This is a genomic window from Planktophila turicensis (SeqCode) (genome assembly GCF_965234405.1).
Classification (GTDB): domain Bacteria; phylum Actinomycetota; class Actinomycetes; order Nanopelagicales; family Nanopelagicaceae; genus Planktophila; species Planktophila turicensis.
In genome coordinates this window covers 1,090,584-1,116,732 of sequence record NZ_OZ248346.1, presented here as the reverse complement: position 1 = coordinate 1,116,732, position 26,149 = coordinate 1,090,584, and the positions used below count along the sequence as shown (strand labels likewise).

At 49.1% G+C, this 26,149-nt stretch carries 31 protein-coding genes; all 31 read left to right on the top strand.

The features are described from left to right. Positions 1–19 precede the first annotated feature (19 nt). The 31 genes from secY (at position 20) to groL (ending at position 26,119) form a co-directional block, all read left to right on the top strand. A complete protein-coding gene (gene secY / locus AC8GFK_RS05740; protein WP_095673918.1) occupies positions 20–1,315 on the top strand; it encodes a preprotein translocase subunit SecY in 1,296 nt (431 codons plus the stop codon). Continuing rightward, complete coding sequence (locus tag AC8GFK_RS05735) at positions 1,315–1,950, top strand: adenylate kinase (protein ID WP_506625008.1); 636 nt, start codon at positions 1,315–1,317, stop codon at positions 1,948–1,950. The genes secY and AC8GFK_RS05735 overlap by 1 nt, the downstream gene beginning before the upstream one ends. Positions 1,951–1,958: 8 nt before the next feature. Further along, positions 1,959–2,771: a type I methionyl aminopeptidase gene (gene map, locus AC8GFK_RS05730; RefSeq protein WP_506625007.1), complete on the top strand. Its 813-nt coding sequence runs from the start codon at positions 1,959–1,961 to the stop codon at positions 2,769–2,771. A gap of 117 nt (positions 2,772–2,888) precedes the next feature. Then, positions 2,889–3,110: a translation initiation factor IF-1 gene (infA, locus tag AC8GFK_RS05725; RefSeq protein ID WP_017955276.1), complete on the top strand. Its 222-nt coding sequence runs from the start codon at positions 2,889–2,891 to the stop codon at positions 3,108–3,110. Positions 3,111–3,140: 30 nt separating this feature from the next. Further along, on the top strand, positions 3,141–3,254 hold the full coding sequence (gene rpmJ, locus AC8GFK_RS05720; protein WP_017955275.1) for a 50S ribosomal protein L36: 114 nt from the start codon (positions 3,141–3,143) through the stop codon (positions 3,252–3,254). Positions 3,255–3,385: 131 nt separating this feature from the next. Then, complete coding sequence (gene rpsM, locus AC8GFK_RS05715) at positions 3,386–3,763, top strand: 30S ribosomal protein S13 (RefSeq protein ID WP_029166716.1); 378 nt, start codon at positions 3,386–3,388, stop codon at positions 3,761–3,763. Beyond that, a complete protein-coding gene (gene rpsK, locus AC8GFK_RS05710; protein WP_095673915.1) occupies positions 3,763–4,182 on the top strand; it encodes a 30S ribosomal protein S11 in 420 nt (139 codons plus the stop codon). The genes rpsM and rpsK overlap by 1 nt, the downstream gene beginning before the upstream one ends. 16 nt (positions 4,183–4,198) lie before the next feature. Next, the gene (rpsD, locus tag AC8GFK_RS05705; RefSeq protein WP_095531052.1) at positions 4,199–4,825 is read left to right on the top strand and encodes a 30S ribosomal protein S4; all 627 of its coding nucleotides are present in this window, start codon (positions 4,199–4,201) and stop codon (positions 4,823–4,825) included. 64 nt (positions 4,826–4,889) lie between these two features. Then, positions 4,890–5,900 (top strand): DNA-directed RNA polymerase subunit alpha, encoded by a 1,011-nt coding sequence (locus tag AC8GFK_RS05700; protein WP_017955271.1) that lies wholly within the window; start codon positions 4,890–4,892, stop codon positions 5,898–5,900. A gap of 11 nt (positions 5,901–5,911) precedes the next feature. Further along, positions 5,912–6,271: a 50S ribosomal protein L17 gene (gene rplQ / locus AC8GFK_RS05695; protein WP_095531053.1), complete on the top strand. Its 360-nt coding sequence runs from the start codon at positions 5,912–5,914 to the stop codon at positions 6,269–6,271. An 18-nt stretch (positions 6,272–6,289) separates the two neighbouring features. Beyond that, on the top strand, positions 6,290–7,138 hold the full coding sequence (gene truA, locus AC8GFK_RS05690; RefSeq protein WP_506625006.1) for a tRNA pseudouridine(38-40) synthase TruA: 849 nt from the start codon (positions 6,290–6,292) through the stop codon (positions 7,136–7,138). Beyond that, entirely contained in the window at positions 7,138–8,739 is a 1,602-nt protein-coding gene (locus AC8GFK_RS05685) for an ABC-F family ATP-binding cassette domain-containing protein (protein ID WP_506625005.1), read from the top strand. Before truA ends, AC8GFK_RS05685 begins: the two co-directional genes overlap by 1 nt. Before the next feature lie 140 nt (positions 8,740–8,879). Beyond that, the gene (gene rplM / locus AC8GFK_RS05680) at positions 8,880–9,332 is read left to right on the top strand and encodes a 50S ribosomal protein L13 (protein ID WP_095673912.1); all 453 of its coding nucleotides are present in this window, start codon (positions 8,880–8,882) and stop codon (positions 9,330–9,332) included. A gap of 14 nt (positions 9,333–9,346) precedes the next feature. Then, the gene (gene rpsI, locus AC8GFK_RS05675) at positions 9,347–9,832 is read left to right on the top strand and encodes a 30S ribosomal protein S9 (RefSeq protein WP_095531057.1); all 486 of its coding nucleotides are present in this window, start codon (positions 9,347–9,349) and stop codon (positions 9,830–9,832) included. A gap of 49 nt (positions 9,833–9,881) precedes the next feature. Beyond that, a complete protein-coding gene (gene glmM, locus AC8GFK_RS05670; RefSeq protein ID WP_506625004.1) occupies positions 9,882–11,228 on the top strand; it encodes a phosphoglucosamine mutase in 1,347 nt (448 codons plus the stop codon). 3 nt (positions 11,229–11,231) lie between these two features. Then, a complete protein-coding gene (gene glmS / locus AC8GFK_RS05665; protein WP_506625003.1) occupies positions 11,232–13,070 on the top strand; it encodes a glutamine--fructose-6-phosphate transaminase (isomerizing) in 1,839 nt (612 codons plus the stop codon). Positions 13,071–13,073: 3 nt separating this feature from the next. Continuing rightward, positions 13,074–13,742, top strand: coding sequence for a phosphatase PAP2 family protein (locus AC8GFK_RS05660; RefSeq protein WP_506625002.1), 669 nt, complete (start codon positions 13,074–13,076; stop codon positions 13,740–13,742). 20 nt (positions 13,743–13,762) lie between these two features. Further along, positions 13,763–14,104, top strand: a complete 342-nt coding sequence (locus AC8GFK_RS05655) for a holo-ACP synthase (RefSeq protein ID WP_506625001.1) — start codon at positions 13,763–13,765, stop codon at positions 14,102–14,104. Beyond that, positions 14,101–15,204: an alanine racemase gene (gene alr / locus AC8GFK_RS05650; RefSeq protein WP_506625000.1), complete on the top strand. Its 1,104-nt coding sequence runs from the start codon at positions 14,101–14,103 to the stop codon at positions 15,202–15,204. Before AC8GFK_RS05655 ends, alr begins: the two co-directional genes overlap by 4 nt. Then, the gene (locus AC8GFK_RS05645; RefSeq protein WP_095673907.1) at positions 15,194–15,958 is read left to right on the top strand and encodes an ABC transporter ATP-binding protein; all 765 of its coding nucleotides are present in this window, start codon (positions 15,194–15,196) and stop codon (positions 15,956–15,958) included. The genes alr and AC8GFK_RS05645 overlap by 11 nt, the downstream gene beginning before the upstream one ends. After that, positions 15,959–16,669: an ABC transporter ATP-binding protein gene (locus AC8GFK_RS05640; RefSeq protein WP_506624999.1), complete on the top strand. Its 711-nt coding sequence runs from the start codon at positions 15,959–15,961 to the stop codon at positions 16,667–16,669. Then, a complete protein-coding gene (locus tag AC8GFK_RS05635) occupies positions 16,669–17,577 on the top strand; it encodes a branched-chain amino acid ABC transporter permease (RefSeq protein WP_506624998.1) in 909 nt (302 codons plus the stop codon). The genes AC8GFK_RS05640 and AC8GFK_RS05635 overlap by 1 nt, the downstream gene beginning before the upstream one ends. Continuing rightward, a complete protein-coding gene (locus tag AC8GFK_RS05630; protein ID WP_506624997.1) occupies positions 17,570–18,556 on the top strand; it encodes a branched-chain amino acid ABC transporter permease in 987 nt (328 codons plus the stop codon). The genes AC8GFK_RS05635 and AC8GFK_RS05630 overlap by 8 nt, the downstream gene beginning before the upstream one ends. A 45-nt stretch (positions 18,557–18,601) precedes the next feature. Continuing rightward, positions 18,602–19,891 (top strand): ABC transporter substrate-binding protein, encoded by a 1,290-nt coding sequence (locus AC8GFK_RS05625; RefSeq protein WP_506624996.1) that lies wholly within the window; start codon positions 18,602–18,604, stop codon positions 19,889–19,891. Then, on the top strand, positions 19,891–21,543 hold the full coding sequence (locus tag AC8GFK_RS05620; protein ID WP_506624995.1) for a hypothetical protein: 1,653 nt from the start codon (positions 19,891–19,893) through the stop codon (positions 21,541–21,543). The genes AC8GFK_RS05625 and AC8GFK_RS05620 overlap by 1 nt, the downstream gene beginning before the upstream one ends. 68 nt (positions 21,544–21,611) lie before the next feature. Continuing rightward, the gene (gene tsaE, locus AC8GFK_RS05615) at positions 21,612–22,049 is read left to right on the top strand and encodes a tRNA (adenosine(37)-N6)-threonylcarbamoyltransferase complex ATPase subunit type 1 TsaE (protein ID WP_506624994.1); all 438 of its coding nucleotides are present in this window, start codon (positions 21,612–21,614) and stop codon (positions 22,047–22,049) included. Continuing rightward, positions 22,046–22,579 (top strand): tRNA (adenosine(37)-N6)-threonylcarbamoyltransferase complex dimerization subunit type 1 TsaB, encoded by a 534-nt coding sequence (gene tsaB, locus AC8GFK_RS05610; RefSeq protein WP_506624993.1) that lies wholly within the window; start codon positions 22,046–22,048, stop codon positions 22,577–22,579. Before tsaE ends, tsaB begins: the two co-directional genes overlap by 4 nt. Next, on the top strand, positions 22,576–23,028 hold the full coding sequence (gene rimI / locus AC8GFK_RS05605) for a ribosomal protein S18-alanine N-acetyltransferase (protein WP_223298423.1): 453 nt from the start codon (positions 22,576–22,578) through the stop codon (positions 23,026–23,028). The genes tsaB and rimI overlap by 4 nt, the downstream gene beginning before the upstream one ends. Next, a complete protein-coding gene (tsaD, locus tag AC8GFK_RS05600; protein ID WP_506624992.1) occupies positions 23,028–24,056 on the top strand; it encodes a tRNA (adenosine(37)-N6)-threonylcarbamoyltransferase complex transferase subunit TsaD in 1,029 nt (342 codons plus the stop codon). Before rimI ends, tsaD begins: the two co-directional genes overlap by 1 nt. 131 nt (positions 24,057–24,187) lie before the next feature. Then, entirely contained in the window at positions 24,188–24,481 is a 294-nt protein-coding gene (gene groES, locus AC8GFK_RS05595) for a co-chaperone GroES (protein ID WP_095673898.1), read from the top strand. A gap of 3 nt (positions 24,482–24,484) precedes the next feature. After that, positions 24,485–26,119 (top strand): chaperonin GroEL, encoded by a 1,635-nt coding sequence (gene groL / locus AC8GFK_RS05590; RefSeq protein ID WP_506624991.1) that lies wholly within the window; start codon positions 24,485–24,487, stop codon positions 26,117–26,119. The last annotated feature ends 30 nt before the right edge of the window (positions 26,120–26,149 follow it).

Below are 26,149 nucleotides of genomic sequence, written 5' to 3'. Positions count from 1 at the left end.
TGTTAGAGGGAGAAGATTGATGCTTTCAGCATTTGGAATGGCCTTTAAGACGCCTGAACTTCGTAAGAAAATCTTCTTCACTCTCTCAATCATGGCTCTCTTCCGTTTCGGCTCTGTCGTACCTACACCTGGCGTTTCATATACAAACGTTAAGCAATGTATCGATCAGGCGCAGACCGGGGGACTCTTTGGTCTGATCAATCTCTTCTCAGGTGGAGCACTTCTTCAGCTCTCAGTTTTCGCACTTGGCATCATGCCTTACATCACCGCTTCAATCATTATTCAGCTTCTTACCGTTGTAATCCCACGTTTTGAAGCTTTGAAGCAAGAAGGCCAGTCAGGTACCGCAACACTTACTCAGTACACACGTTACTTAACAATCGGTCTTGCAATCTTGCAGTCAACAGGTTTGGTTGCAGTTGCACGTACACCAGGTCGTTTGATCTCAGGTTGTTCACTTCCAATCATTCCTGATGCTTCATGGCAGCGAATTCTTACAATGATCGTTGTAATGACTGCTGGAACATCTGTAATCATGTGGCTCGGTGAGCTCATTACAGATCGCGGCGTCGGTAACGGTATGTCGATCTTGATCTTCACATCTATCGCAGCAGGTTTCCCAAGCCAGCTCTGGTCAATCAAGCTTCAAAAGGGCTTGTTCGCATTCCTCTTTGTCTGCGCAGTCGGAGTTTTGGTTGTTGCAGCAGTTGTATTCGTTGAGCAGGCACAGCGTCGAATTCCTGTGCAGTATGCAAAGCGTATGGTTGGGCGCCAGGCATACGGCGGAACTTCTACATATATTCCAATCAAGGTAAACCAGGCTGGTGTTATCCCGGTTATCTTCGCATCATCACTTTTGTATATCCCTTCTCTTCTCGTGAACTTCACCAATAGCCAAGCTGGTTGGGCTGTTTGGATCTCACGTAACTTGGTGAGCGGTGATCACCCAATTTATATGGCTGCTTATGCAACCCTCATTATTTTCTTCACATATTTTTACGTTGCAATTACATTTAACCCAGATGAAGTTGCAGACAATATGAAGAAGTACGGCGGATTTATTCCAGGTATCCGTGCGGGACGACCAACATCTGAATACCTTCAGTATGTACTCTCACGCATTACAGCGCCTGGTTCTCTCTACCTCGCACTTGTTGCGATTATTCCGATCCTTGCTCTTATCGTCTTCGGTGCATCACAGAACTTCCCATTCGGTGGAACTGCGATCCTCATCGTTGTCGGTGTTGGTCTCGATACTGCAAAGCAGATCGAAAGCCAGTTGCAGCAGCGTTCATATGAAGGTTTCTTGAAGTAATGCGTTTAGTCCTGGTAGGTCCACCAGGTGCTGGTAAGGGAACACAAGCTCAGTTTCTAGCCGCGCACTATTCAATTCCACATATCTCTACAGGCGATATCTTCCGCGCCAACCTCAAAGCAAGCACTCCTCTTGGTCTGCAGGCAAAGGGTTATATGGATGCAGGCCAGTTAGTTCCTGACGAAGTCACCAATGAGATGGTTAAAGATCGCCTGACTCACGATGACACAGCAAATGGTTTTCTCCTCGATGGTTTCCCACGTAACACTGTTCAAGCAGAAGTTCTTCGCGCATTTCTAGCAGAAAAGCGCACACCACTTGATGCAGTTCTTGAACTCGCAATCGAGAACGAGATCATCATCAAGCGTCTTTCATCACGACTTACCTGCAAGAACTGCGGTGCACCTGCTTCACCTGAAGCAACTGCCTGCCAATCTTGTGGTGGCGAGCTCTACCAGCGCGAAGATGACAAGGAAGAAGTCATCGCAAAGCGCCTTGCTGTCTATGAAGAACAGACTGCGCCAATCGTGCACTTCTACCGCACTGAAGGTTTGCTCATCACAATCTCTGCTGACGGTGAAGTTTCTGAAATTACAGATCGTGCAATTACAGCGCTAAGCCGCGTTCACGGCTAACTTTTACTATGGCAATTCAGATAAAGGACCTTGATCAAATCAAGGTTATGCGCCGCGCTGGTTTAGTTGTCGCAGAGATTCACCAGCTCATCCGCGAAGCAATTAAGCCAGGAATGACCACTAGCGCACTCGATGCAATTTCTGCAGCTCACATTAAGCGCAGCGGTGCAACATCAAATTTCTTTAATTACCATGGCTTCCCAGCAACAATCTGTGTATCTATTAACGATGAAATTGTTCATGGAATTCCAGGGCCAAAGATTATGAACGAAGGCGATGTCGTCTCAATCGATTGCGGCGCAATCGTCGATGGCTGGCATGGAGATGCAGCGTTCTCAGTGGGTATCGGAAAAGTTGATCCTGAAGATCAGAAGCTGATGGATACCTGCGAAGAATCAATGTGGGTTGGAATTGCAGCTGGCAAGAACGGTGCAAAGCTTTCAGATATTGGTTATGCCATCGAGCAGTACATCAATTCGCAAGGTAAGTACGGAATCTTGCAAGAGTACGGCGGACATGGCATCGGAACCGAGATGCATCAAGAGCCACACGTTCTTAACTTTGGTAAGGCCGGCAACGGTCCAGAAATCATTCCTGGAATGGCACTCGCCATCGAACCGATGATTACTCGTGGAACTCATAAGACCAAGGTGCTCGGTGATGATTGGACAGTTATCTCTAACGATAAATCTCGCGGGGCTCACTTTGAACACACTTATGTCATCTGCCCTGATGGAAAGCCATTTGTCCTCACAGCCCTCGATGGGGGCCGGGCTGAACTAGCTCGCTTCGGGGTCGAAATATCTGACCTTTTGGCCTAAATCTCCTGCGTGTTTGGGGGGTTCAATGGGGGAGATTTAGCCGATTTCCCTTATAAGGGGGGCCTCCCATAGAATCGCCCTTCGTTCAATTCAAAAAAGAGAAGAAGGTATTGATCCTTGGCAAGTAAAGATGGTGCGATCGAAATCGAAGGCACTGTTGCTGAGGCGTTACCTAACGCAATGTTTCGTGTTGAACTAACAAATGGACACAAGGTCTTGGCACACATCAGCGGAAAGATGCGAAAGAACTACATTCGTATTTTGCCTGCTGACCGTGTGATCGTAGAGCTGAGTCCATACGACCTTACAAAGGGTCGAATTATTTACCGTTACAAGTAATTAATTCGCCACTAACAAAAGGAAATTCGCGTGAAGGTTAATCCAAGCGTGAAGAAGATTTGCGACAAGTGCAAAGTCATTCGTCGCAAAGGTCGCGTAATGGTGATCTGCGAAAATCTTCGTCACAAGCAGCGTCAGGGCTAATACCCAGACAATAAGTACGCGTGATGCGACTTAACTAGAAATAGTTAAGACCCCCGGACCGGTAGGCCAGGGCTCGATAAATATGTCGAGGAGCATTGCGGAGGACCTCCGGATACAGAATGGTTGAATAAATGGCACGTCTAGTCGGTGTCGATCTTCCACGCGAAAAGCGTGTAGAGATTGCACTCACCTATATTTTCGGAATGGGTCTAACCCGTTCCCACGAAACGCTCAAGGCAACTGGGATTTCTCCAGATACCCGCGTTAAAGATTTGCAAGAATCAGAACTTGCTCAGCTTCGTGAATACATCGAAGCTAACTACAAAATCGAAGGTGATCTCCGCCGTGAAATCGCAGGCGATATCCGTCGTAAAGTCGAAATCCAGAGCTACCAAGGTATTCGTCACCGCAAGGGACTTCCTGTACGTGGTCAGCGCACACATACAAACGCTCGTACTCGTAAGGGTCCACGTAAGGCAATTGCCGGTAAGAAGAAGGTGACTAAGTAATGGCCGCTCCTAAATCAAAGTCCGCTGCCGCAACAAAGGGCAAGGTAAAGCTTCGTAAGAAAGAGAAGAAGAACGTTGCAGTTGGTAAGGCTTTCATCAAGTCAACCTTCAACAACACAATCATCTCTATTACAGATCCAACTGGCGCTGTTATCTCTTGGGCATCATCTGGCCAGGTAGGTTTCAAGGGCTCACGTAAGTCGACTCCATTCGCAGCACAGCTTGCAGCAGAAGCAGCAGCTCGTCGCGCACAGGAGCACGGCCTTAAGAAAGTAGATGTATTCGTAAAGGGACCTGGTTCCGGACGCGAAACTGCAATCCGTTCATTGCAAGCAGCAGGCCTAGAAGTTGGAGCTATCTCAGATACAACTCCAGCTCCACACAATGGCTGCCGCCCACCGAAACCTCGTCGAGTTTAAGGAAGGAAGAGAATAAATGGCTCGTTATACCGGAGCAGACTGCAAGCGTTGCCGTCGCGAAAAAGTAAAGCTCTTCCTCAAGGGCTCAAAGTGCGATGGACCAAAGTGTCCGATCGAATCACGTCCTTATCCACCAGGACAGCACGGCCGTGGCCGTTCAAAAGAATCTGAATACCTATTGCAGATGCGTGAAAAGCAGAAGTGCGCACGTATCTACGGTGTTCTCGAGAAGCAGTTCCGTGGTTACTACGAAGAGGCAAACCGCAAGCAGGGCAAGACTGGTGAAAACCTTCTCGTCATCCTTGAGACACGTCTCGACAACGTCGTATTCCGCGCAGGCTTTGCAAAGTCACGTGACATGGCACGCCAGTTGGTTCGCCACGGTCACTTCGTTGTAAATGGTAAGAAGGTAAACATTCCTTCATTCCGTGTCTCTCCAATGGACATCATCGATGTTCTTCCAAAGTCACACGACCTCACACCATTTATCGTCGCAAGCGCAGAGTTCGGTGAGAAGTCTGTTCCAGCGTGGATGGAAGTTGTTGCATCACAGATGCGCATCATCATTCACGGCGTACCTGCTCGATCAGTGATCGATACACAGGTTCAAGAACAGCTCATTGTTGAGCTCTACAGCAAGTAATCGTTTTCTTACCCCCTAGAGGAAATCAAATAGTGGATTTCCGCGAGAAGAAAGAGGAGCAACAGTGCTAATTGCACAACGCCCAACGCTTAGCGAAGAAGTAATTTCCGAGAACCGCTCACGTTTCATCATTGAACCGCTTGAGCCAGGTTTCGGCTACACACTCGGCAACTCAATGCGCCGTACATTGCTTTCATCTATTCCAGGTGCAGCAGTTACAAGCATTCGTGTCGCCGGAGCTCTCCACGAGTTCACAACACTTGAAGGTGTAAAGGAAGACCTCACAGATATCGTCTTGAACATTAAGAACCTTGTTCTTTCAAGCGATAACGATGAGCCTTCAGTTATCTACATCCGCAAGTCAGGTGCAGGCGCTGTTACAGGTGCTGACATTGCTGTTCCAAGTGGCGTAGAAGTTCACAACCCTGAACTCCACATCGCAACACTTAACGGCAAGGCAAACCTCGAAATCGAACTTACTGTCGAGCGCGGTCGTGGCTACGTCACAGCCGTACAGAACAAGCAAGCTGGAGCAGAGATTGGTCGCATTCCTGTTGACTCAATCTATTCACCAGTTTTGAAGGTTACATACAAGGTAGAAGCAACTCGCGTTGAACAGCGCACAGACTTCGATCGTCTTGTTGTTGATGTCGAAACAAAGCCATCAATGAAGCCACGCGATGCTGTTGCATCAGCTGGTAAGACACTTGTTGAACTCTTCGGTCTTGCACGCGAACTCAATCTTGATGCTGAAGGTATCGAGATGGGGCCATCTGTTATGGATGCTGCTCTTGCTGCTGATCTTGCTCTTCCAATCGAAGATCTCGATCTCACAGTTCGTTCATACAACTGCTTGAAGCGCGAAGGCATTCACACAGTTGGAGAGCTCGTCAACCGTTCAGAGGCTGACCTACTCGACATCCGTAACTTTGGATCAAAGTCAATCGACGAGATCAAGGCGAAGCTTGTATCAATGGGAATGTCTCTCAAGGACAGCCCAGCAGGCTTCGATCCATCACAACACCAGAACTACAACGTGTCAGATGAAGACTTCGCTGACGCAGATCAGGCATAAGGGAGAAGACAATGCCAAAGCCAACTAAAGGCCCACGTTTGGGTTCAGGCCCATCACACGAGCGCTTGATTCTTCGTACTCTTGCTGAGCAATTGTTCGAGCACGGAAAGATCACAACTACAGAAGCAAAGGCGAAGCGTCTTCGTCCACTTGCTGAAAAGTTGATCACCTTCGGTAAGAAGGGCGACCTACCTGCTCGTCGTGAAGTAATGGCGCGTATCGCTAACAAGAGCGTTGTACACCAGCTCTTCACAGTGATTGCACCTACATTCGCTAACCGCGAAGGTGGATACACACGTATTACAAAGATCGGTCCACGTAAGGGCGACAACGCTCCTATGGCAGTGATCGAACTCGTAACAGATAAGTAAAACTAAGTAACTCTTACGATGGCGCAGCCCACTCTCTTTCCTGAGAGTGGGTTTCGTCGTTTAAGGATCGATATCGCCTACGACGGCACCAACTTCTTTGGCTGGGGCGCACAACCTGACCGTCGCACAATCCAAGATCTTGTTGAAGAAGCAATCTCGCGTATTTCGCGAACAGATACCAACTCGATTGTGGCCGGACGAACCGATGCAGGCGTTCACGCAACTGGGCAGGTAATCCACGTTGATCTGCCGGACGCGATGTTTGCCGGAGATCTCAACTACATAGATTTCAGATACAAACTCAATCGCATCCTCGATGAAGATGTTCGCATCATGAATATCACCGATGCCCCTGAAGGATTCCATGCTCGTTTTTCTGCCCTACGCAGATACTACGTTTACAAGATCATCGACAACAATGATGTGATTCCGCCACTTTCGCGTTATGACGTGGCTTCTTGGTATCGCCCACTCGACGTTGATCGAATGAATGAAGCGAGCAAGCTCGTTATCGGCCATCATGACTTTGCGGCCTTCTGTAAATTCCGCCAGGGTGGAACAACTATTCGCTCTCTCGAAAAGTATGAGTGGAAGCGCACTGAAGATGGCTTGCTCGTTGCAGATGTTGTCGCCGATGCCTTCTGTTATTCCATGGTTCGAAACCTTGTGGGCGCAGTTGTCTGTGTTGCCGATGGTCGCAAAGATCCAAGTTGGATGGCAGAACTACTGGCAAATAAAGAGCGCGTCTCGGACTCACTTGTCTTTCCTGCGCGCGGCTTAAGCCTCTATCGCGTGGATTACCCAACCAATGATCAACTTATTGAACGTGCAAAAGTGACTATCGGCAAGAGAGATGGCAGCGACTAGTGGGACATATTGATGTTTCAGCTGTTGAATATTCGCTATCCGATGGCCGCGTCTTACTGAACGATGTCTCATTCCGCGTAGGCGATGGCGCAAAGGTTGCGCTCATTGGTCCTAACGGATCAGGAAAGACAACACTTATTCGCATGATCTGCGGAGATATTTCGCCAGATCAAGGAAGCGTTGCAATTACAGGCGGCCTCGGAGTTATGCGTCAGTTCATCGGTTCTGTGCGCGATGAAACAACGGTGCGCGAAATTCTTATCTCTGTGGCCCCGGCTCGTATTCGCGATGCTGCGGCAAAGATTATTGAGACCGAAAAGGTTATGAATGAAGATGGTTCTGAGAAGAGCCAGATGGCCTATGCCCAAGCAATTATCGATTGGGGCGATTGCGGTGGCTATGACTTCGAAGTTATCTGGGATAAATGTTGTACCGAGATGCTTGGTAAATCATTTGATGATGTGGCCGAGCGCAAGGTAAATACCTTGTCTGGGGGAGAGCAGAAGAAGTTGGTTCTGCGCGCATTGCTTGAAGGCCCTGAAGAAGTGCTGCTTCTCGATGAGCCAGATAACTACCTCGATGTTCCATCAAAGCGTTGGCTTGAAAAAGTTGTATCTGAGACAAAGAAATCTGTTCTCTTCGTAAGTCACGATCGTGAACTTTTGCAGAACACAGCAACACGTATTGTGGCGCTCGAACAAGGCGTCAACGGAAATACTGCATGGGTTCATGGGGCAAAGTTTGATACTTGGCATGAAGCACGCAAGGCTCGCAACGAACGTTTTGCCGAATTACTACTTCGTTGGGAGCAAGAACATCAGCGTCTGATTGATTTGGTTCGCACCCTTCAGGTTCAAGCTGCCAGCTCTCCGGATATGGCAAATAAATATCATGCGATGCAGACTCGTCTTCGTAAATTTGAAGAAGCTGGCGCACCTGAAGCGCCACCTGTCGAGCAAGATGTAAAGGTCGGTTTACGAGGAGGTCGCACGGGTTTACGTGCGCTCACCTTTGAAAATGTTGCAATTGCAAACCTAACCGAACCATTTAACTTTGAAGTCTTTTTTGGAGATCGCATTGCAGTTCTCGGCAAGAACGGCACAGGTAAGTCGCACTTCTTCCGCATGATCTCTGGTGATGAAACGGTGAAGTACGCAGGCAATTTTAAAGTTGGTGCACGTGTTGATATTGGTTACTTCGCACAAACACATTCGCACCCTGAGTTTGAAGGCAAAACACTCCTTGAAATTCTGTGGGAGACATATTCGTTGCAACTTGGGCCAGCAAAGAGCGTGCTTCGTAAATATGAAATTGATAAGCAGGCAGAACAGAAGTTCTCATCTCTTTCTGGGGGACAGCAAGCGCGCTTCCAGATCTTGCTACTCGAACTTTCAGGTTCAACTCTGCTACTTCTCGATGAGCCAACAGATAACTTAGATTTAGCGAGCGCCGAATCTCTAGAGCATGCACTCGATCAATATGAAGGCACCGTTTTATCGGTGACCCACGACCGCTGGTTCACCCGTGGATTTAACCGATTCTTGGTCTTTGGGGCCGATGGCCAGGTCTACGAGAGCCCTGAGCCAGTCTTCGATTTCTAAGGATTTCTGAGCCCAGGTTCACGCGGGCTTTTGGGCCATTTTGACCCACCCCCCGCATGAAAGGTAAAGTTCCCCTCCTGCGCCAGCGAGGCGCTACACGTAAGTCCTAAGCTCAACTTAAAAGAAGAAGGTAATAAAGCATGCGTACATATAGCCCTAAGGCAGGAGACGTCGTCCGTAAGTGGCACGTCATCGATGCACAAGATGTTGTGCTCGGTCGTCTTGCAACTCATGCTGCAGTTCTTCTTCGCGGTAAGCACAAGGCAACATTCGCGCCACACATGGATATGGGTGACTTCGTCATCATCATCAACGCAGAGAAGATCGCACTCTCTGGAAACAAGGCGCTTACAAAGTTTGCACACCACCACTCAGGTTTCCCAGGCGGTCTTACATCGACTGTTTACGGCGAACTCATCGAGAAGCACCCAACACGCGCAGTAGAAAAGGCAATCAAGGGAATGCTTCCTAAGAATCGTCTTGGCGCACAGGTTGCATCAAAGCTCAAGGTTTACGCAGGTCCAGAGCATCCACATGCTGCACAGGCACCAACACCATATGTATTCACTCAAGTTTCACAGATCGCTAAGTAAGGGATAAAGAAGATATGTCAGATACAACTTTCAACGAGCTAGACGAGACAGAGACACCAACTTCTTACTCTTCTTCAACTCCTGCAGCTGCAACTAACCGCAAGGCAATCACAGCACCAGGTGCTGGTACAGGTCGCCGTAAGGAAGCAGTTGCTCGCGTTCGTCTCGTACCAGGTACAGGTCGTTGGGTTGTTAACGGCAAGACACTTGAAGCCTATTTCCCAAACAAGGTTCACCAGCAGCTCGTCTCTGAACCATTCCGCACAGTAGGCGCTGAAAATACATACGATGTATTTGCACGCATCAACGGTGGTGGAGTTTCAGGTCAGGCTGGCGCACTTCGTCTCGGTGTTGCTCGTTCATTGAACGAGATCGATACAGAGGCAAACCGTCCAGCACTTAAGAAGGCTGGCTTCCTCAAGCGCGATGCACGCGTTATCGAACGTAAGAAGTACGGCCTTAAGAAGGCGCGTAAGCGTTCACAGTACTCAAAGCGTTAATTCTTTTTTATCTCGATATCCCGTTTGTTCCTGCAGTAAAGGAGTTGTTATGGCTCTCTTTGGAACAGACGGGATTCGTGCTTTAGCAAATAGCGAAACCCTCACAGCTGAAGTCGCTCTCGATGTCGCAGTAGCGGCAGCTCATATCTTGGTTGAATCTTCATCGAATAAGGGCAAGCGTCCTCGCGCAATCGTGGGTCAAGATTCACGCGCATCAGGTGAATTCCTAGAAGCAGCCGTTGCTGCAGGTCTTGCTAGCGCAGGTATTGACGTCTATCGCGTAGGCGTTCTACCGACTCCAGCAATTGCTTATCTCGTCGGAGAATCCGGTGCCGACCTTGGTGTCATGATCTCTGCATCTCACAACCCAATGCCCGATAACGGAATTAAGTTGTTCTCACGTGGTGGCGGAAAGCTCGATGACGCTATTGAAGCAGCGATTGAAAAGCGTATGGGCGAGCCATGGACACGTCCCACTGGTCGTGGCGTTGGTCGCATTAATTTTGATGAGACAGCGAGTGATCGCTACCTCAGCCACTTGCTTGCATCCGTTTCAACTCCACTTAAGGGTTTAAAGATTGTCGTTGATTGCGCAAATGGCGCCTCATCTGTTGTCGGACCTCAAGCCTACGAAAAAGCTGGAGCAACCGTTGTTGCAATTCATCACGCGCCAGATGGTTGGAATATCAACGAGAATTGCGGATCGACTCACCTCGAAGATTTACAGGCTCGCGTTGTTGCCGAAGGTGCTGACTTTGGAATCGCACACGATGGCGATGCCGATCGCTGTCTTGCAGTAGATGCACAGGGCAACGTCATTGATGGCGATGCCATCATGACAATTCTGGGTCGCGGATTTAAAGAACGTGGCGCACTTAAGTCCAACACAATCGTTGGAACAGTGATGAGCAACCTTGGATTTATGCACGCGATGAAGGAATCAGGAATCGACGTTGTTACGACAGCGGTGGGTGATCGTTACGTTCTCGAGAAGATGCTGGAAGGCGATTTCTCATTGGGCGGCGAACAATCAGGCCACCTCATCATGCGCGAATTCGCAAATACCGGAGATGGAATCCTTACTGCTCTTCAATTAGCTCAAGAAGTTGTTCGCACCAAGAAATCACTTGCAGAACTTGCGGCAACGATGAAGCGATTCCCACAGGTTTTGATCAACGTTCCTAATGTTGCTAAAGAGAAGCTCAGCACTTCACAGGCAATTGCAGATGCCGTTGCTAAGGCTGAATCCACACTAGGCGATGACGGTCGAGTATTACTTCGTGCCTCAGGTACCGAACCACTCATTAGAGTCATGGTCGAAGCCGCGAGTGATAACCTTGCACAAGAAATCGCAGCATCACTTGCTGCAGTGGTTAAGGCAGAACTGGGGAATTAATTCGTGTGCGGAATCGTGGGTTACACAGGACCACAATCTGCATTCACTCCCATCGTTGAGGGTCTGCGTCGCCTCGAATACCGCGGGTATGACTCAGCAGGTATCGCACTCGGAACCGGAACATCTCTCTTTGTAGAAAAGCGAGCAGGAAAGCTCGCCAACCTTGAAGGTGCACTTCCTGCCAATCTTCCAACTGTTCATTCAGGAATCGGCCACACTCGCTGGGCTACCCACGGCGGGCCAACTGATCGCAATGCGCATCCGCACTTAGATAACGAGGGCAAGCTCGCTGTTATTCACAACGGCATCATCGAAAATTACTCAGAACTCAAAGCAGAACTTGAAAAGCGCGGCCACACATTTGAATCTGAAACAGATACTGAATCCGTAGCTCACCTTCTATCTGAACTTCGCAAAGAACATGGTGGAGATCTCACCGCAGCCATGCGCGCAGCAGTTCGTCGCCTTCGTGGGTCATTTACCCTTCTTGCAATCCATGCTGATGCACCACAAACAATCGTGGGCGTTCGTCGTAACTCACCACTTGTGGCAGGTCTTGGCAATGGCGAGAACTTCCTCGCATCCGATGTTGCAGCCTTTATCGATTACACCAAGCGTGCTGTCGAACTTGGCCAAGATGAAGTTGTCACCATTAGCCCTGAAGGTATTGCTATCTGCGACCTTGATGGCAAATCGCTTCCGCTGAAAGAGTACGAAATCACGTGGGATGCAGCAGCTGCGCAAAAAGGTGGCTTTGCGCACTTCATGCTCAAAGAAATCTTCGATCAACCCAAGGCAATCGCTGACACTTTGATTGGTCGCTTGAGCGATAACAACCAAGTACTGCTCGATGAACTTCATATGAGCGATGATGAAATCAAGAAGATTAAGCGCATCTCAGTCATTGCTTGCGGAACCGCTTATCACGCAGGAATGGTCGCCAAATATGCAATCGAAAAGTGGGCAAAAGTTCCAGTCGATGTAGAAATTGCATCTGAGTACCGTTACCGCGATCCAATCGTTGATAAAGATTCACTTGTTATTGCTATCTCACAATCTGGCGAAACCATGGATCTACTCATGGCTGTGCGCCATGCGAAGGCAGCAGGCGCTCGAGTGCTCGCAGTCTGCAATACAAACTCTTCAACTATTCCTCGCGAATCAGATGCAGTGCTCTACACACATGCAGGACCTGAAATTGCTGTTGCATCAACTAAGGCATTTCTTACTCAGATTGTTGCTGTCTACCTGATTGGTCTCAAGCTTGGACAAGTGCGCGGAACACTTACCGATGCGCAGGTAAAGAGTCTCTATAACGAGATGCTTGAACTTCCTGGACAAGTTGAGCAAATTCTTGAAACCATCGAACCGCTTCGCGAACTTACTCGTAAATTTGTTAAGAACAACACCGTTCTCTTCTTAGGTCGCGGCATCGAGTATCCCGTAGCCCTTGAAGGTGCGCTCAAGCTCAAAGAGCTTGCTTACATTCATGCCGAAGGTTTTGCAGGTGGCGAACTCAAGCATGGCCCTATCGCTCTGATTGAAGAAGGCACTGCAGTGATTGCAATTCTTCCAACCAAGGATGAGCACGCACTCGATGAGAAGATGCTTAGCAATATTCAAGAGGTAAAAGCCCGTGGAGCTCGTGTAGTGGTTATTGCTCCAGAAGGTGCTGAAGTAATTGGCGCCGAGCACATCATTCGTATCCCGGTTGCTTCTCCTCTCTTCCAGCCAGTTCTCGCAACAGTTCCACTGCAGGTATTTGCATATGAGATTGCGGTTGCTCGCGGAACAGATGTCGATCAGCCACGAAACTTAGCTAAATCTGTAACAGTCGAGTAAGAAATGCCAACTGTTCTAGATCAGCGCCAGCGACAGATGCGTCGCGCACTGAAGTGGTCAGCAGGCTTATTTGCTGGATATCTCTACATCACCTACCAAGTACTTACTAATGGCTTTCTCATTCGCATCGACCGCGAACTCAATAATCTTGAACACCCACGCTTTACCGGCACAGTCGGATTCGTCGTTCGCCGACTCGATGATTTAGGTCTTCGCAGCGTCTCTGGAATTTCCTTACTGATTGTCGCTCTCTATATTTCAAAGCGCTTTAAAACCTGGAGACCAATCAACCTCGGTCTCTTGTCATTCATCTCTCTTAATGTTGTTGTGGGTGCATTTAAATATGGATTAGGTCGCACAAAGCCGCGTGATGGTCTCGATATTTTGCACGCAGGTGGAATGTCATATCCAAGTGGCCATGCCTCCAATGCAATCTTTATCTGGGGCGTTGTCGCATATCTCATCTATCGCTACGCACATGTCGATCGCTACAACGGTCGGCTAGCAAGTGCAGGTGTGGGCTTGCTTTCACTGACAGTCTGCGTCGTCTCTCTTCTTCGAAATACGCATTGGTTCCTTGATTTATTCGGCGGATTACTTCTAGGTGGAGCGCTCTTGGTCCTCATCATCGCTATAGATCGCTTCTTTCCATCTGATAGCCAACTTCACTAGCGCCTAATACACTCGCTCCCATGATTGATGGAATCGGCATCGATGTCGTGGATATAGCCCGATTCCTCGAATCCCTTGAGCGCACCCCAAGCCTGCGTGAAAAGTTATTTACCGAATCAGAGCGCAAGCTAAATTCTCAATCACTTGCTGCTCGCTTTGCGGCAAAGGAAGCTCTCTATAAGGCGTTAAGCCCAAGCCATGGCCTGCAATGGCATGAAGCAGAAGTCATCAGTGCTCCCAACGGAAAGCCTGAGTTCTTATTCCGTGGCGAAATCGCCGATCTCGTAGATGGTGCGCAAGTACACCTTTCTCTTTCACATGATGGCGGAATTGCATCTGCCATGGTGGTGGTTGAGCGATGAGAGCAGAAGCAATCGTTGATCTCAGCGCTATTAAGCACAATGTTGAGCTATTGAAGAAGACTGCCGGAACAAAGCTTCTCGCTGTTGTAAAGGCTGATGCTTATGGACATGGACTTGTTCCTGTTGCGAAGGCTGCTATTTCTGGTGGCGCTGATTATCTAGGTGTTGCTCTTCTTGAAGAAGCAATTGCACTACGCGAGGCTGGCGTTGAAGCGCCGATTCTGGCGTGGCTGGTTCAACCTGGTTCAGATTTCAAGAAAGCGATCGAACTCGATATTGATGTTGCAGCAGCTTCACTGAAAGCGCTTCAAGAGATTTCAGATGCATCCGAAAGCAAGAAGGCTCGTGTCCATCTTGAAGTAGATACCGGTATGACTCGTGGGGGATTCCTTTCCGAATGGGACCACCTCACTGCTGAAAATTTAAAGAACGTAGAAGTTGTCGGGATCTTCTCTCACTTTGCTCGCGCCGACGAACCCGGCGAAGCGCAGAACGATGAACAACTCACTCGATTTAAAGCGATGGTGGAACGAGTTCACTCATTTGGATTCACCAACGTTATTCGCCATCTCTCTAACTCGGCTGCAACAATAAAGAATCACGCGGCTGCCTTTGACATGGTCCGTACCGGAATTGCGATGTACGGACTTTCTCCCGATGTGAAGACACTCGGAAATTCTCAGAGCCTTGCTTTAAGGCCAGCGATGCAACTTCGCGCTGCGATGTATCTTGTTAAAGATGTCCCTGCGAATACTCCAGTGGGTTACGGCGCATCCGAGAGCACAGCAGCTGATACCAAGCTCGGTGTGATTGCTATGGGTTATGCAGATGGAATTCCTCGTATCGCTCATGGGGCAGGGGTCTGGTCAGCAGGTAAGAAAGCGTTCAGCATTGGCCGTGTTTCTATGGATCAATTTGTTGTTGATTTAGGTGCGCAATCAAAGGCGCAATCAGGTGATTGGGTTGTGATTTTTGGCAATGGCTCGCATGGTGAGTTCACAGCTGATGATTGGGGCGCAGCTTCACAGACAATTAACTACGAGATAGTTACACGAATCGGTCCTCGTGTGCCTAGAATCTACGCAGCCCATGTCTACTAATTCACCTCTCCTGCAAGCCAAAGGCGTCTCTGTCTCCTTTGGTGGGCTACGCGCTCTCCATGATGTCTATCTTGATCTTCATAAGAATGAGGTCGTCGGAGTCATCGGGCCCAATGGCGCTGGTAAGACAACTCTCTTTAACGCAATCTGCGGATTAGTAACTCCTGATTCAGGAACATTCTCTTTCGAAGGCGAAGAACGTTCTTGGCCACGAACAGATCAATTAGCAGACCTCGGAATCGCGCGCACTCTTCAAGGCGTTGGTTTATTTCCGGATCTCACAGTTCTGGAAAATGTAATGATTGGTGCGCAGAAGTTTGCAAAGACTGGATTGATCTCAGCAAGTTTTGGCAAGAACACTCGTGACGAAGCAGAGCTCGCAGAGCGTTCAATGGCAGCGCTCGAGCGGGTCTATGCAGGTGCTCTCGCAGATCGCCGTGCCAGCACTCTTGCTTACCCTGATACGAAGCGCGTGGCTATTGCTCGCGCACTGGTCAGCGAACCTAAAGTCTTGATGCTCGATGAACCAGCCGGTGGACTTGGACCGCAAGATATTGAGTGGATGAACGGCCTTATCCGTAACCTCACAGCGCATATGTCTGTGCTCATTGTTGAACACCACATGGATGTTGTGATGTCTGTATGCGATCGTCTCTATGTTCTTAACTTCGGTGAAGTTATTTCTAGTGGCTCAGCCGAAGTCGTTCGTCGCGATCCTGCAGTGATTGCTGCCTATCTCGGAACGGGGGCATAAATGAGCCTCGTAGTAAAAGATCTGGTCGTCGATCACGGTGCTATCCGTGCCATCAGCGGGGTTTCATTTACCGTTGAAACCGGAAAGCTCTCAGCCGTTATTGGTGCAAATGGCGCTGGTAAATCAACGCTTCTCCGCACTCTTTCGGGACTTAATAAGGCAACAGAAGGAACTGCACATTGGGGCGATCACAACCTCTTGCATGGCAAGCCTGAATCCCATGTTCGCCAAGGTGTTTCACATGTCTCTGAAGGAAAGTCAGTTGTCGCCGAACTTACCGTTGAAGAGAATTTAGATTTAGGTGCGCTCTGGCGCCGCAATAAGAAGGAAGCAGCTGAAACCAAGCAGCAGGTAATTGATCTCTTCCCTCGATTAGGTGAACGTCTTGAACAACGCGCAGATACTTTGTCTGGTGGAGAACGCCAGATGCTCGCTATTGGTCGCGCGCTGATGTCTAAGCCAAAGTTACTTCTGCTTGACGAGCCATCATTGGGTCTTGCCCCGCTCATCATTGAACAGATTTTCCAAACCATTCGCGGAATCGTTGACACAATGAATCTAACTGTTGTTCTCGTAGAACAGAATGCAATGGGCGCTCTCAAGATTGCTGATACTGCAGTAGTTCTCAACCTTGGCCGCGTTGCAATTTCAGGAAGCGCAGCAGATCTCATCGTCGACCCAGCAGTGCGCGCTGCTTACTTGGGGTACTAATGATTCAGCTACTTAATACAACACTTATCGGCCTAACTTCAGGTGCAATTTATGCACTAATGGCGATGGCGATAGTTCTTGTATGGCGCTCGACTCGCGTTATTAACTTCGCACAAGCTGGTCTTGCTCTTGCTTCTACTTATATTGGATACGAGGCAGTCCAAGTATTTAATAATTACTGGATTGCGCTCATCTGCGCGATGTTGGCAGGAGCCGCCCTTAGCGCATTTATCGAGATTGCATTTATGCGAGTGCTGCTCAAACATACAAGCTCTGGTCCTATCGCAAGCGTTGCGCCGATCATTGCAACTCTAGGATTACTTGGGATCGTGAAAGCGCTCATCACAATGTATTGGGGCGGCCAAGATGTTCTTGTGACGCCACCGCTTTCAAATGTTGGCTTCTCAATCGGCTCTGAAACTTTGGTCTTCTCGCCCATGAAACTAGCAATTATCGCTTCGGTTGCAGTGCTTGTAATCCTCTTCTCACTTATCTTCCAAAAGACAAATATTGGACTAGCTCTTCGTGCATCGGCCTATGCACCTGAAATTGCACGCCTAGCGGGCGTGAAGGTGGACCTGGTTCGCACACTCGGTTGGGCGCTCTCCGGTGCATCCGGGGCTGTTGCTGGGCTCTTACTTACTTCAAATGGAAATGGTTCATTTTCTCCAGAGTCCCTCGAGTTCTCTCTACTTTTAATCTCGGGCTTTATCGCTGCAGTGATTGGTGGCCTAGATAGTCTGGTTGGCGCTGTCGTTGGCGGAATTTTCTTGGGCCTAGTGACATCTTTTGTTCTGATGTATATAAGTGGATCGCTCTTCTTTATCGCGCCATTCGTTATCTTGCTCTTGGTTCTGGTCATCCGACCACAAGGAATCATTGGTGTAAAGGCGGGGCGTCGTGCATAAACTCTCTAATAAAAAGCGCCTCTTTATATTCATACTTCTCGGCATTGGCATTTACTTCCTCAGCGGAGCAGTAGATGAGCTTCGTGTTTATCAAGGTGCAACAGTTGCCGTATATGTCGTAGGCATCGCATCAATCATTTTGCTCACTGGATATTCCGGTCAAGTCTCACTTGGCCAAGGCGCGCTACTTGGAGTTGGTGGTTACGCAGCCGCACTCTTGCGCATTGAATTTAACGCACCGATTTGGTTATGTTTCTCGGTAGCAATTCTTACTGCGGCCTTTGCAGGTGCACTTCTCGGTTTAGCTGCTGCGAGATTAAGCGGACCGTATTTAGCTGGAACAACACTCGCTCTTGCAGTCGGACTTCCATCAATCGCAAATCAATTTGGATTCTTAGGTGGCGAGCAAGGCTTGCTCTTTGATGTGGGATTCCCACCGCTAAGTTTTGGCGAAGATTTCACTCAATATAAATGGTTCTTTTGGATTGCTTCTCTTGCCACATTGATTGCAATTTTTTGGTTACAAAATGTTATGAGATCTCGATATGGGCGAAGCTGGAAAGCAGTCCGTGGCAACGATGTCGCCGCCGAATTGGCTGGAATCAATCTCACCCGCAATAAAACCCTCGCATTTACCCTCAGCGCAGGTTTAGCGGGACTTTCAGGGGCCCTTTTGGCAATGACAATCGGCACGGTTTCACCTTCTGCCTTCCCATTAACCCTCTCATTTTCTTTGCTGACAGGCGCGGTTCTCTCTGGCGTTACTACCCTCGGAGGGGTAATGATTGGGGCAGTGACATTGGTTGCTATCCCTGACATAGCAGGGGCGGTCGCAAGCCGCTTCGGCTCTTCAGAGGCAGTAACCAATAACTTGCCTGGTCTACTGGTGAGCACGTTGCTGATTTTGACAGTGTTGTTTGTTCCAAACGGACCTGTCGAACAGTTACGTGCACGTCGGGAACATCGGGTGAATAAATAATTTCTTACGCACAACTGCGTAAGAACCCTCGATGGAAGGAAAGACATGACTCGAATGAATCGTCGCACGCTGATCTCAGCTAGCGCGGTGCTTGCAGTCGCAGCTCTCACAGCAGCAACAGTTCCAGCGCAAGCAGCAGAAGTAGGAGTAACTAGCACCGAAATCAAACTCGGCATTACTCTCCCAATGACAGGCTCTGCATCACCTGGCTACAACAAGATTCCAGGTGCAATGAAGGCTTACTTCGATTACGTCAACTCAAATGGTGGAATCAATGGTCGCAAGATCACACTGAAGGTTGAAGATGATCAGTATGTTCCAACACAGGCAGTTGCCAAGACAAACAAATTGATTTTGCAGGACAAGGTCATGGCTCTTATCTCTCCACTCGGAACAGCGAACAACAAGGCTGTTGCAGCTGCAGTTAACCCTGCACGACGCGGCGTGCCAGTGCTATTCGTAAATACAGGATTTAGTGGATTTGCAGATACAAAGAAATATCCAACTACTTACACAATCTTGCCTTCATATGTAATGGAAGCAAAGATCATGGCTGAGTACATCAAGGATAACTTTGCAGGCAAGACTCTTGGCCTCGTCTATCAGGATGACGACTTCGGAACAGATGCGCTTAAGGGATTCACTTCTGCAGGCATCAACTTCGCAGTCAAGGTTCCTTACGCATCAGGTTCACAGAGCGCTGCAACAGCAGCTGGCTGGGTCACAAAGCTTTCAGCTGCAAAGGCTGAAGTTGTAATTCTCTTCGGCGTATCAAGTGCGACAGCAGCTGGCCTCGGTACAGCGGCAGCGCTTAAGTACGCACCACAGTGGATCCTCGGATCTGTTGGTGGAGATGCAACAACTATCAAGGCAGCAGGCGTTCCAGCAGGCGTTCTATACAACGCTGTTGGTGCTTCATTTGCTCCAGCGACTACAGATACATCTGATGAATATGTAAAGCTCTTCTCAGATATCTATTCAAAGGCAGTCCCAGGTTCAGCATTCGATAACAACGTTCTTATCGGAATGAACTCCGCATTCGTAGCAGCTCAAGCGATTAAGGCAGCTGGAACTAATCCAACTCGCAAGTCGCTCATGGCAGCAATCGATTCAAAGGGTGCGTCATTTGCATCAGCTGCACTCTTGCCACTTAATTACTCAAAGACCAGCCACGTTGGATACAACGGATACTGGTTCGGAAAGTACTCTCCATCAGGAGATCTCAAGCCTGTAGATGGCAAGTATGTTCTCTACACAACCGATTCAGGTTCTGGCGCAGTTGTTAAATCAACATGGAAGCGTCCAGCAATGCCAGCGAAGGGACTTCCACAATAATGAGAATCTCATCAACTAAGTCACGCTTTCTAGCGCTACTTTCATCAGCATCACTCGTCGCTACAGTAGTTATCGCAGCTCCTGCTAACGCAGCAGCTGTCGGTCCTATCTGCGACAAGAAGGTTCCTGTACAAACATGTCAGGGAATGACTTCAGACGGTGCTCCATACGTAATGATGGTTCCAGCAAACTTCAATGGAACTGTAGCTATGTACTCACATGGATACCGTTACAACATTGATCTACCAGCAGGAATGCTCCCTTCAGTTCCTACCGGCTACAAGGTCACAAATACTCCAGAACCAATTCCTGGTGGAAACCCAACTATCGCTAACTATTTCCTCGGAAATGGAATGGCAATTATGGGTTCAGGTTTCTCTCGTCAGGGATGGAACCTCGATGCAGCTGTTGCAACTAACGTAGAACTCGTTGGTGCATTTAAGACTGCATTCCCAACTACAAAGAAGGTTCTCGCATGGGGATCATCTCTCGGTGGAATCATCACTCAGACTCTTGCTGAGAAGTACCCAACACTTGTTGACGCTGTAGCGCCACTCTGTATGGCAGATAACATCGGACCAGAGCTCACAGCTGCTGGCGATGTTCTTTGGGGAATCAAGACATTCTTTGATCCAACAATCAAGGGTGGCAATTACTCTCCAGGTGCAGCAGGAAATGCTGAAGCCATTGGCGATATCGTCAAGGTGCTTACTGTTCTCGGAAGCCTCAAGAACTCAATGTCAACAGGTGCATGGCCAGCAACTTCAAGTGCGACAGGTAAGGCACTGCAAGCTGCAGGAGTTCCTTCACGTTCAGCACTTCTCCTTGTTGGCTTGATGGCAGGACTTCCAACTCAATCTGATCACTTCGATTCAATTTCAGGTCCAGATGGAGCTTTGAAGCTGACATTCCCATTGGCAGTTAGCCCAGCACTTGCTGTTCTAGAGAACGCAGCATCAGCTGCTGTTCTTGCAATCCTTGCAACACAAGATGTAGAACTCCAGGTTGGTGGCGCTGTCTATGACAACACAAAGACTGACTACTCAGCACGTGTTGAAGATTCAGCGGTTATCTATAACGCAGCACTTTCAGGTAACACTGCAATTGGTGCAATGCTCGGAGCTCTCAATCCTGCAAACCCAGGTGCACCACGTGCAAAGGGCAACCCAGATGCGATGGCAAAGATGAGCAAGATGGCTGCAACAACTGCAAAGATCAACGTTCCAACGATCATGATGACAGGCGTTGCAGATCCAATTACTCCTGCAGGTGCTACACAGCGCGTTGTTGATGCTTATGCGGCTCAACTCGTTGCTGAGCGCGATGCAGCAATTGCAGCTGCAAAGAAGTCACGTGAATACAAGGCACCTACAAAGAAGCTTGTAGTTCTATGGAGCATGACTCCAAAGGCATACACAACCTTCGATTCTGCAGGTAGCCCAATCACAACAACTCCTTCTGCTCCAGGAACAAACCACTGTAACTTCTCAACAGCGAACTACCTCACTGTTGCGAAGATGCTGGTTTCTGCTGGAACAACAGGCAAGTTCCCTACAGGCGGAGCAATTGCAACAGCTGCCCGCAAGTCAGGAAACCTCAGCGTGGATAAGAACTTCCGCGCTCCACTGCTCAAGTACTACAACGAGCAGTAAGTAATTAAGCAAGGAAGGGCCTCAGGGAAACCTGGGGCCCTTCTTCTTTTCTCAACTATCCTCAACCAGTGAAGATTGCTACAGCCGCCGAGATGCATGAACTTGGTAAGCGCATCGGTTCTCAATGCGTAGCTGGCGATCTCATCCTTCTCAATGGCCCACTTGGTGCAGGTAAGACTGTTCTGGTTCAGGGAATTGGTGAGGCACTTGGAATCAGCGATGTCACTTCTCCAACCTTTGTCATCTCTCGTATCCATAAAGCGCCGCTGCCATTGATCCATGTCGATGCTTATCGATTGCTTGAAGGCGGAAATGCTGCGCTGTACCTAGATGATCTTGATTTGGATTCACCTCGAGAGAGCGCTGTCATTGTTATCGAATGGGGCGGGCAAGAGTCAGCTCGATTAAGCGAAGAGCGTTTAGAAATTATTATCGACCGCACCGATGAAGTTCGTGAAGTCACCATGACTCCTGTTGGTGCACGTTGGCAGGGGTTTAGCGTATGACTCTAACTCTCGCGATAGATACTTCTACTTCTCGAACCATCGTCGGAATCATTGATGGCGACAATGTTCTCTTTGAAAAATTTCATGAGGGTGCAACCGACCATGGTCGCGCCCTTTCTCAATTAGTAGCAGAGGCTCTTAAGGTCTCGCATCCGCCTAAGCAAGTGGTCGTGGGAATGGGTCCAGGTCCGTTCACTGGTTTGCGGGTTGGAATTTCATTTGCTCATGCTTTTGGCTTGGCGCGCAATATTCCTGTGATTGGTGTCTGTTCATTAGATGCAATTGCAATTGAAGAAAGTGAATACACGGTTGCGATTGATGCGCGACGTAAAGAGATTTACTGGGCTCGCTATAAAGATGGCGTGCGCATCGAAGGTCCTTCGGTGAGTAAGCCTGCCGAAGTTGATGGATTCATCATCGATAAGTATCCGGATATGAAGAAGCTCGTTGCCCTGAGCAGTTCACAGAACGTGACCGAACCGATGTACTTGCGACGACCAGATGCAGTTCCGACGGCGGAGCGGCCATGATTACCTATCGCCAACCTATTGCTTTAGATATTCCAGTTCTTGCTTCTTATGAGAAGCAGCTCTTCCCTTACTCGCCTTGGAATACAGCGCAATTTAAAGAAGAGTTCGCGGGCATTCCAACTACCCGTTACATGTCAGTCGCAGAAGCTGACAATAAAATTATTGGATATTGCGGAGTATTTGTTCCAGCCCCTGGCGTTGAGGCAGACATTCTGACTGTAGCTGTGCTGCCTGAATATCGCAGGCAGGGCATCGCTAAAGAGTTTATGCGCCAGATCGAAGAGTGGTCGAAGGAGCGCGGAGCAAGCGCCATGATGCTTGAGGTAGAGCAGACCAATGAATCCGCAATCGAGCTCTACAAATCACTGGGTTACATGAAGATCTCTGTACGCATGGATTACTACGGCCCAGGTAAAGATGCTTTTGTGATGCGAAAGGACTTTGCCTAATGCAGCCCATAGTCCTTGGTATTGAAACTTCGTGTGATGAAACGGCCATCGGCATTGTTCGCGGGCGCACCTTGCTTGCCAATGTCATTGCTTCAAGCGTTGATGAACATGCACGCTTCGGGGGAGTAGTTCCTGAAATCGCATCGCGCGCGCACTTGGAAGCAATGCTGCCAAGCATCGAACGCGCACTGAAAGAATCTCAAGTTTCACTTTCAGATATTGATGCAGTTGCCGTAACTGCTGGTCCTGGTTTAGTCGGTGCACTTCTTGTGGGAGTAGCTTCGGCTAGCGGGCTGGCACAAGGACTTGGTCGTCCGCTTTATGGGGTCAACCACTTAGCTGCTCACGTATCTGTTGATTACTTAACCCATGATCAACCAACTGCTCCGACAATCGCACTTCTTGTTAGTGGTGGACACTCTTCTCTTCTCCAAGTTGATGACATCACTGGTTCGATTACAAAACTTGGCGCAACAATGGATGACGCAGCTGGTGAAGCATTCGACAAGATTGCTCGAATTCTCGAATTAGGTTTTCCTGGTGGACCTGCAATCGATCGCGAAGCGGTAAACGGATCTGCGAGCGCCATTGATTTCCCGCGCGGACTCACGACAACTAATGACTGGGCCACTCGTCCATACGATTTCTCATTCTCAGGACTTAAGACAGCAGTGGCTCGTTACCTTGAAAGTACGCCGTCTTATGTTCGCGCAGATGTTGCAGCTTCATTCCAAGAAGCAGTTGTCGACGTTCTACTTCTGAAAGCCCTGGCTGCCTGTAAATCGTCAGGGATTGATTCACTGGTGATCGCAGGTGGAGTCGCGGCCAACTCACGTCTTCGCGCCGTTGCTGCCGAACGCTGCGAGAAGGCGGGCATCCAGCTCCGTATTCCCAGCCCGGCCCTGTGCACAGATAACGGGGCGATGGTTGCTTCCCTGGGCAGCCTCATGGTCAGCGCCGGCAGACCGGCCACCCAGGGCGCCTTTGACGCTGATTCGAGCCTGAAGGTCGAGCAAGTCAGCCTCTAATCCGATTTGCTCGCGGGAATACACGCCCATAGGCTTGGCGTTAGCACTCTAGGGTCGACACTGCTAAAGCAGGTGAGCCCCGAAGATAGTGAATATCTCGAAGTTAAACCTCGATAAAAAGGAGTACAACCATGGCAGTAGCCATTAAGCCGCTCGAAGATCGCATCGTTGTTAAGGCAACTGAAGCTGAGACAACAACTGCATCAGGTCTCGTTATCCCAGATACAGCGAAAGAGAAGCCACAGGAAGGCACAGTTGTTGCAGTCGGCCCAGGCCGCTTCGATGATGGCGTTCGCGTACCGATGGATGTAAAGGTCGGCGATGTCGTTCTCTACAGCAAGTACGGCGGAACAGAAGTTCGCTACAACAACGAGGAATACCTCGTTCTTTCTGCTCGCGACATCCTCGCAGTAATCGAGAAGTAATCCATGGGCAAAATGTTGGAATTCGACGAGCATGCTCGTCGCGCAATGGAACGTGGAGTTAACCAACTCGCGGATACCGTCAAGGTAACACTCGGACCTAAGGGCCGTAACGTCGTCATCGCTAAGTCATTTGGCGCACCAACAATCACAAACGATGGTGTGACAATTGCTAAGGAGATCGAACTTTCAGATCCAGTAGAAAACATGGGCGCACAGCTCGTTAAGGAAGTTGCTACAAAGACCAACGATGTCGCTGGTGATGGAACAACAACTGCAACAGTGCTTGCTCAGGCAATGGTTAAGGAAGGTCTTCGTAACCTTGCTGCCGGCGCACAGCCAATGGATCTCAAGCAGGGAATCGAAGCAGCTGTTGAGGCAATCTCAGCACGTCTTCGCGAGAACGCAACTGTCGTAAAAGACAAGGCGCAGATCGCAGATGTTGCAACGATTTCAGCACAGGATCGTGCAATCGGAGACCTCATCGCAGAGGCGATGGATAAGGTCGGTAAAGATGGCGTCATCACTGTTGAAGAAGCATCAACAACAGCTCTCGAACTCGAATTCACAGAAGGTATGCAGTTCGATAAGGGCTACATCTCTCCATACTTCGTCACCGATCAAGATCGCATGGAATCTGTACTTGAAGATGCTTACATCCTTCTCGTCAGCAACAAGGTCTCAGCTCTAGCTGAACTTCTTCCACTTCTTGAGAAGGTTTCTCAGGCAGGAAAGCCACTTCTTATCATCGCTGAAGACGTTGAAGGCGAAGCGCTTTCAACTCTCGTTGTAAACCGCATGCGCGGAGTATTTACATCAGTAGCTGTTAAGGCACCTGCATTCGGAGATCGTCGCAAGTCAATCTTGCAGGACATTGCAATCCTTACCGGTGCAACTGTTATCTCAGAAGAAGTTGGTATGAAGCTCGAGGCTGCAACTCTTGAAGATCTCGGTCGCGCTCGTCGCATCGTGGTCACAAAAGAGACAACCACAATCGTAGATGGCGCTGGCGACAAGTCAGCAGTATCAGGACGCATTGGCGAACTTCGTGCAGAAATTTCACAATCTGATTCAGACTGGGATCGCGAAAAGCTTCAGGAGCGAGTTGCAAAGCTCTCTGGTGGAGTTTGCGTAATCAAGGTCGGCGCACACACTGAAGTTGAGTTGAAAGAGAAGAAGCACCGTCTAGAAGATGCTATCTCTGCAACTCGCGCAGCTGTTGAAGAAGGAATCGTTATCGGCGGAGGCGCTGCACTCGTGCATGCTGCAGATGCACTTAATGACAACCTTGGCTTCACAGGCGATAAGGCTGTCGGTGTTGCACTTGTCCGCAAGGCATGTGATGAACCACTTCGCTGGATTGCAGAGAACGCTGGACTCGAAGGCTACGTAGTAGTTGCAAAGGTCCGCGCGATGAAGCACAACGAAGGCTTCAACGCTGCAACTGATGTCTATGGCGATCTTGCAAAAGATGGCGTCATCGACCCAGTAAAGGTGACTCGTTCAGCACTTGCTAACGCTGCATCAATTGCTGCAATGTTCATTACAACAGAAGCTGTTGTATTCGAGCGTCCAGCAAATGAAGAGCCAGCATCAAGTGGTCATGGACATTCACATGGTCCTGGAGGACATAGCCACTAAGTAATTAGTAAAGAAAAATCCCCCGTACTC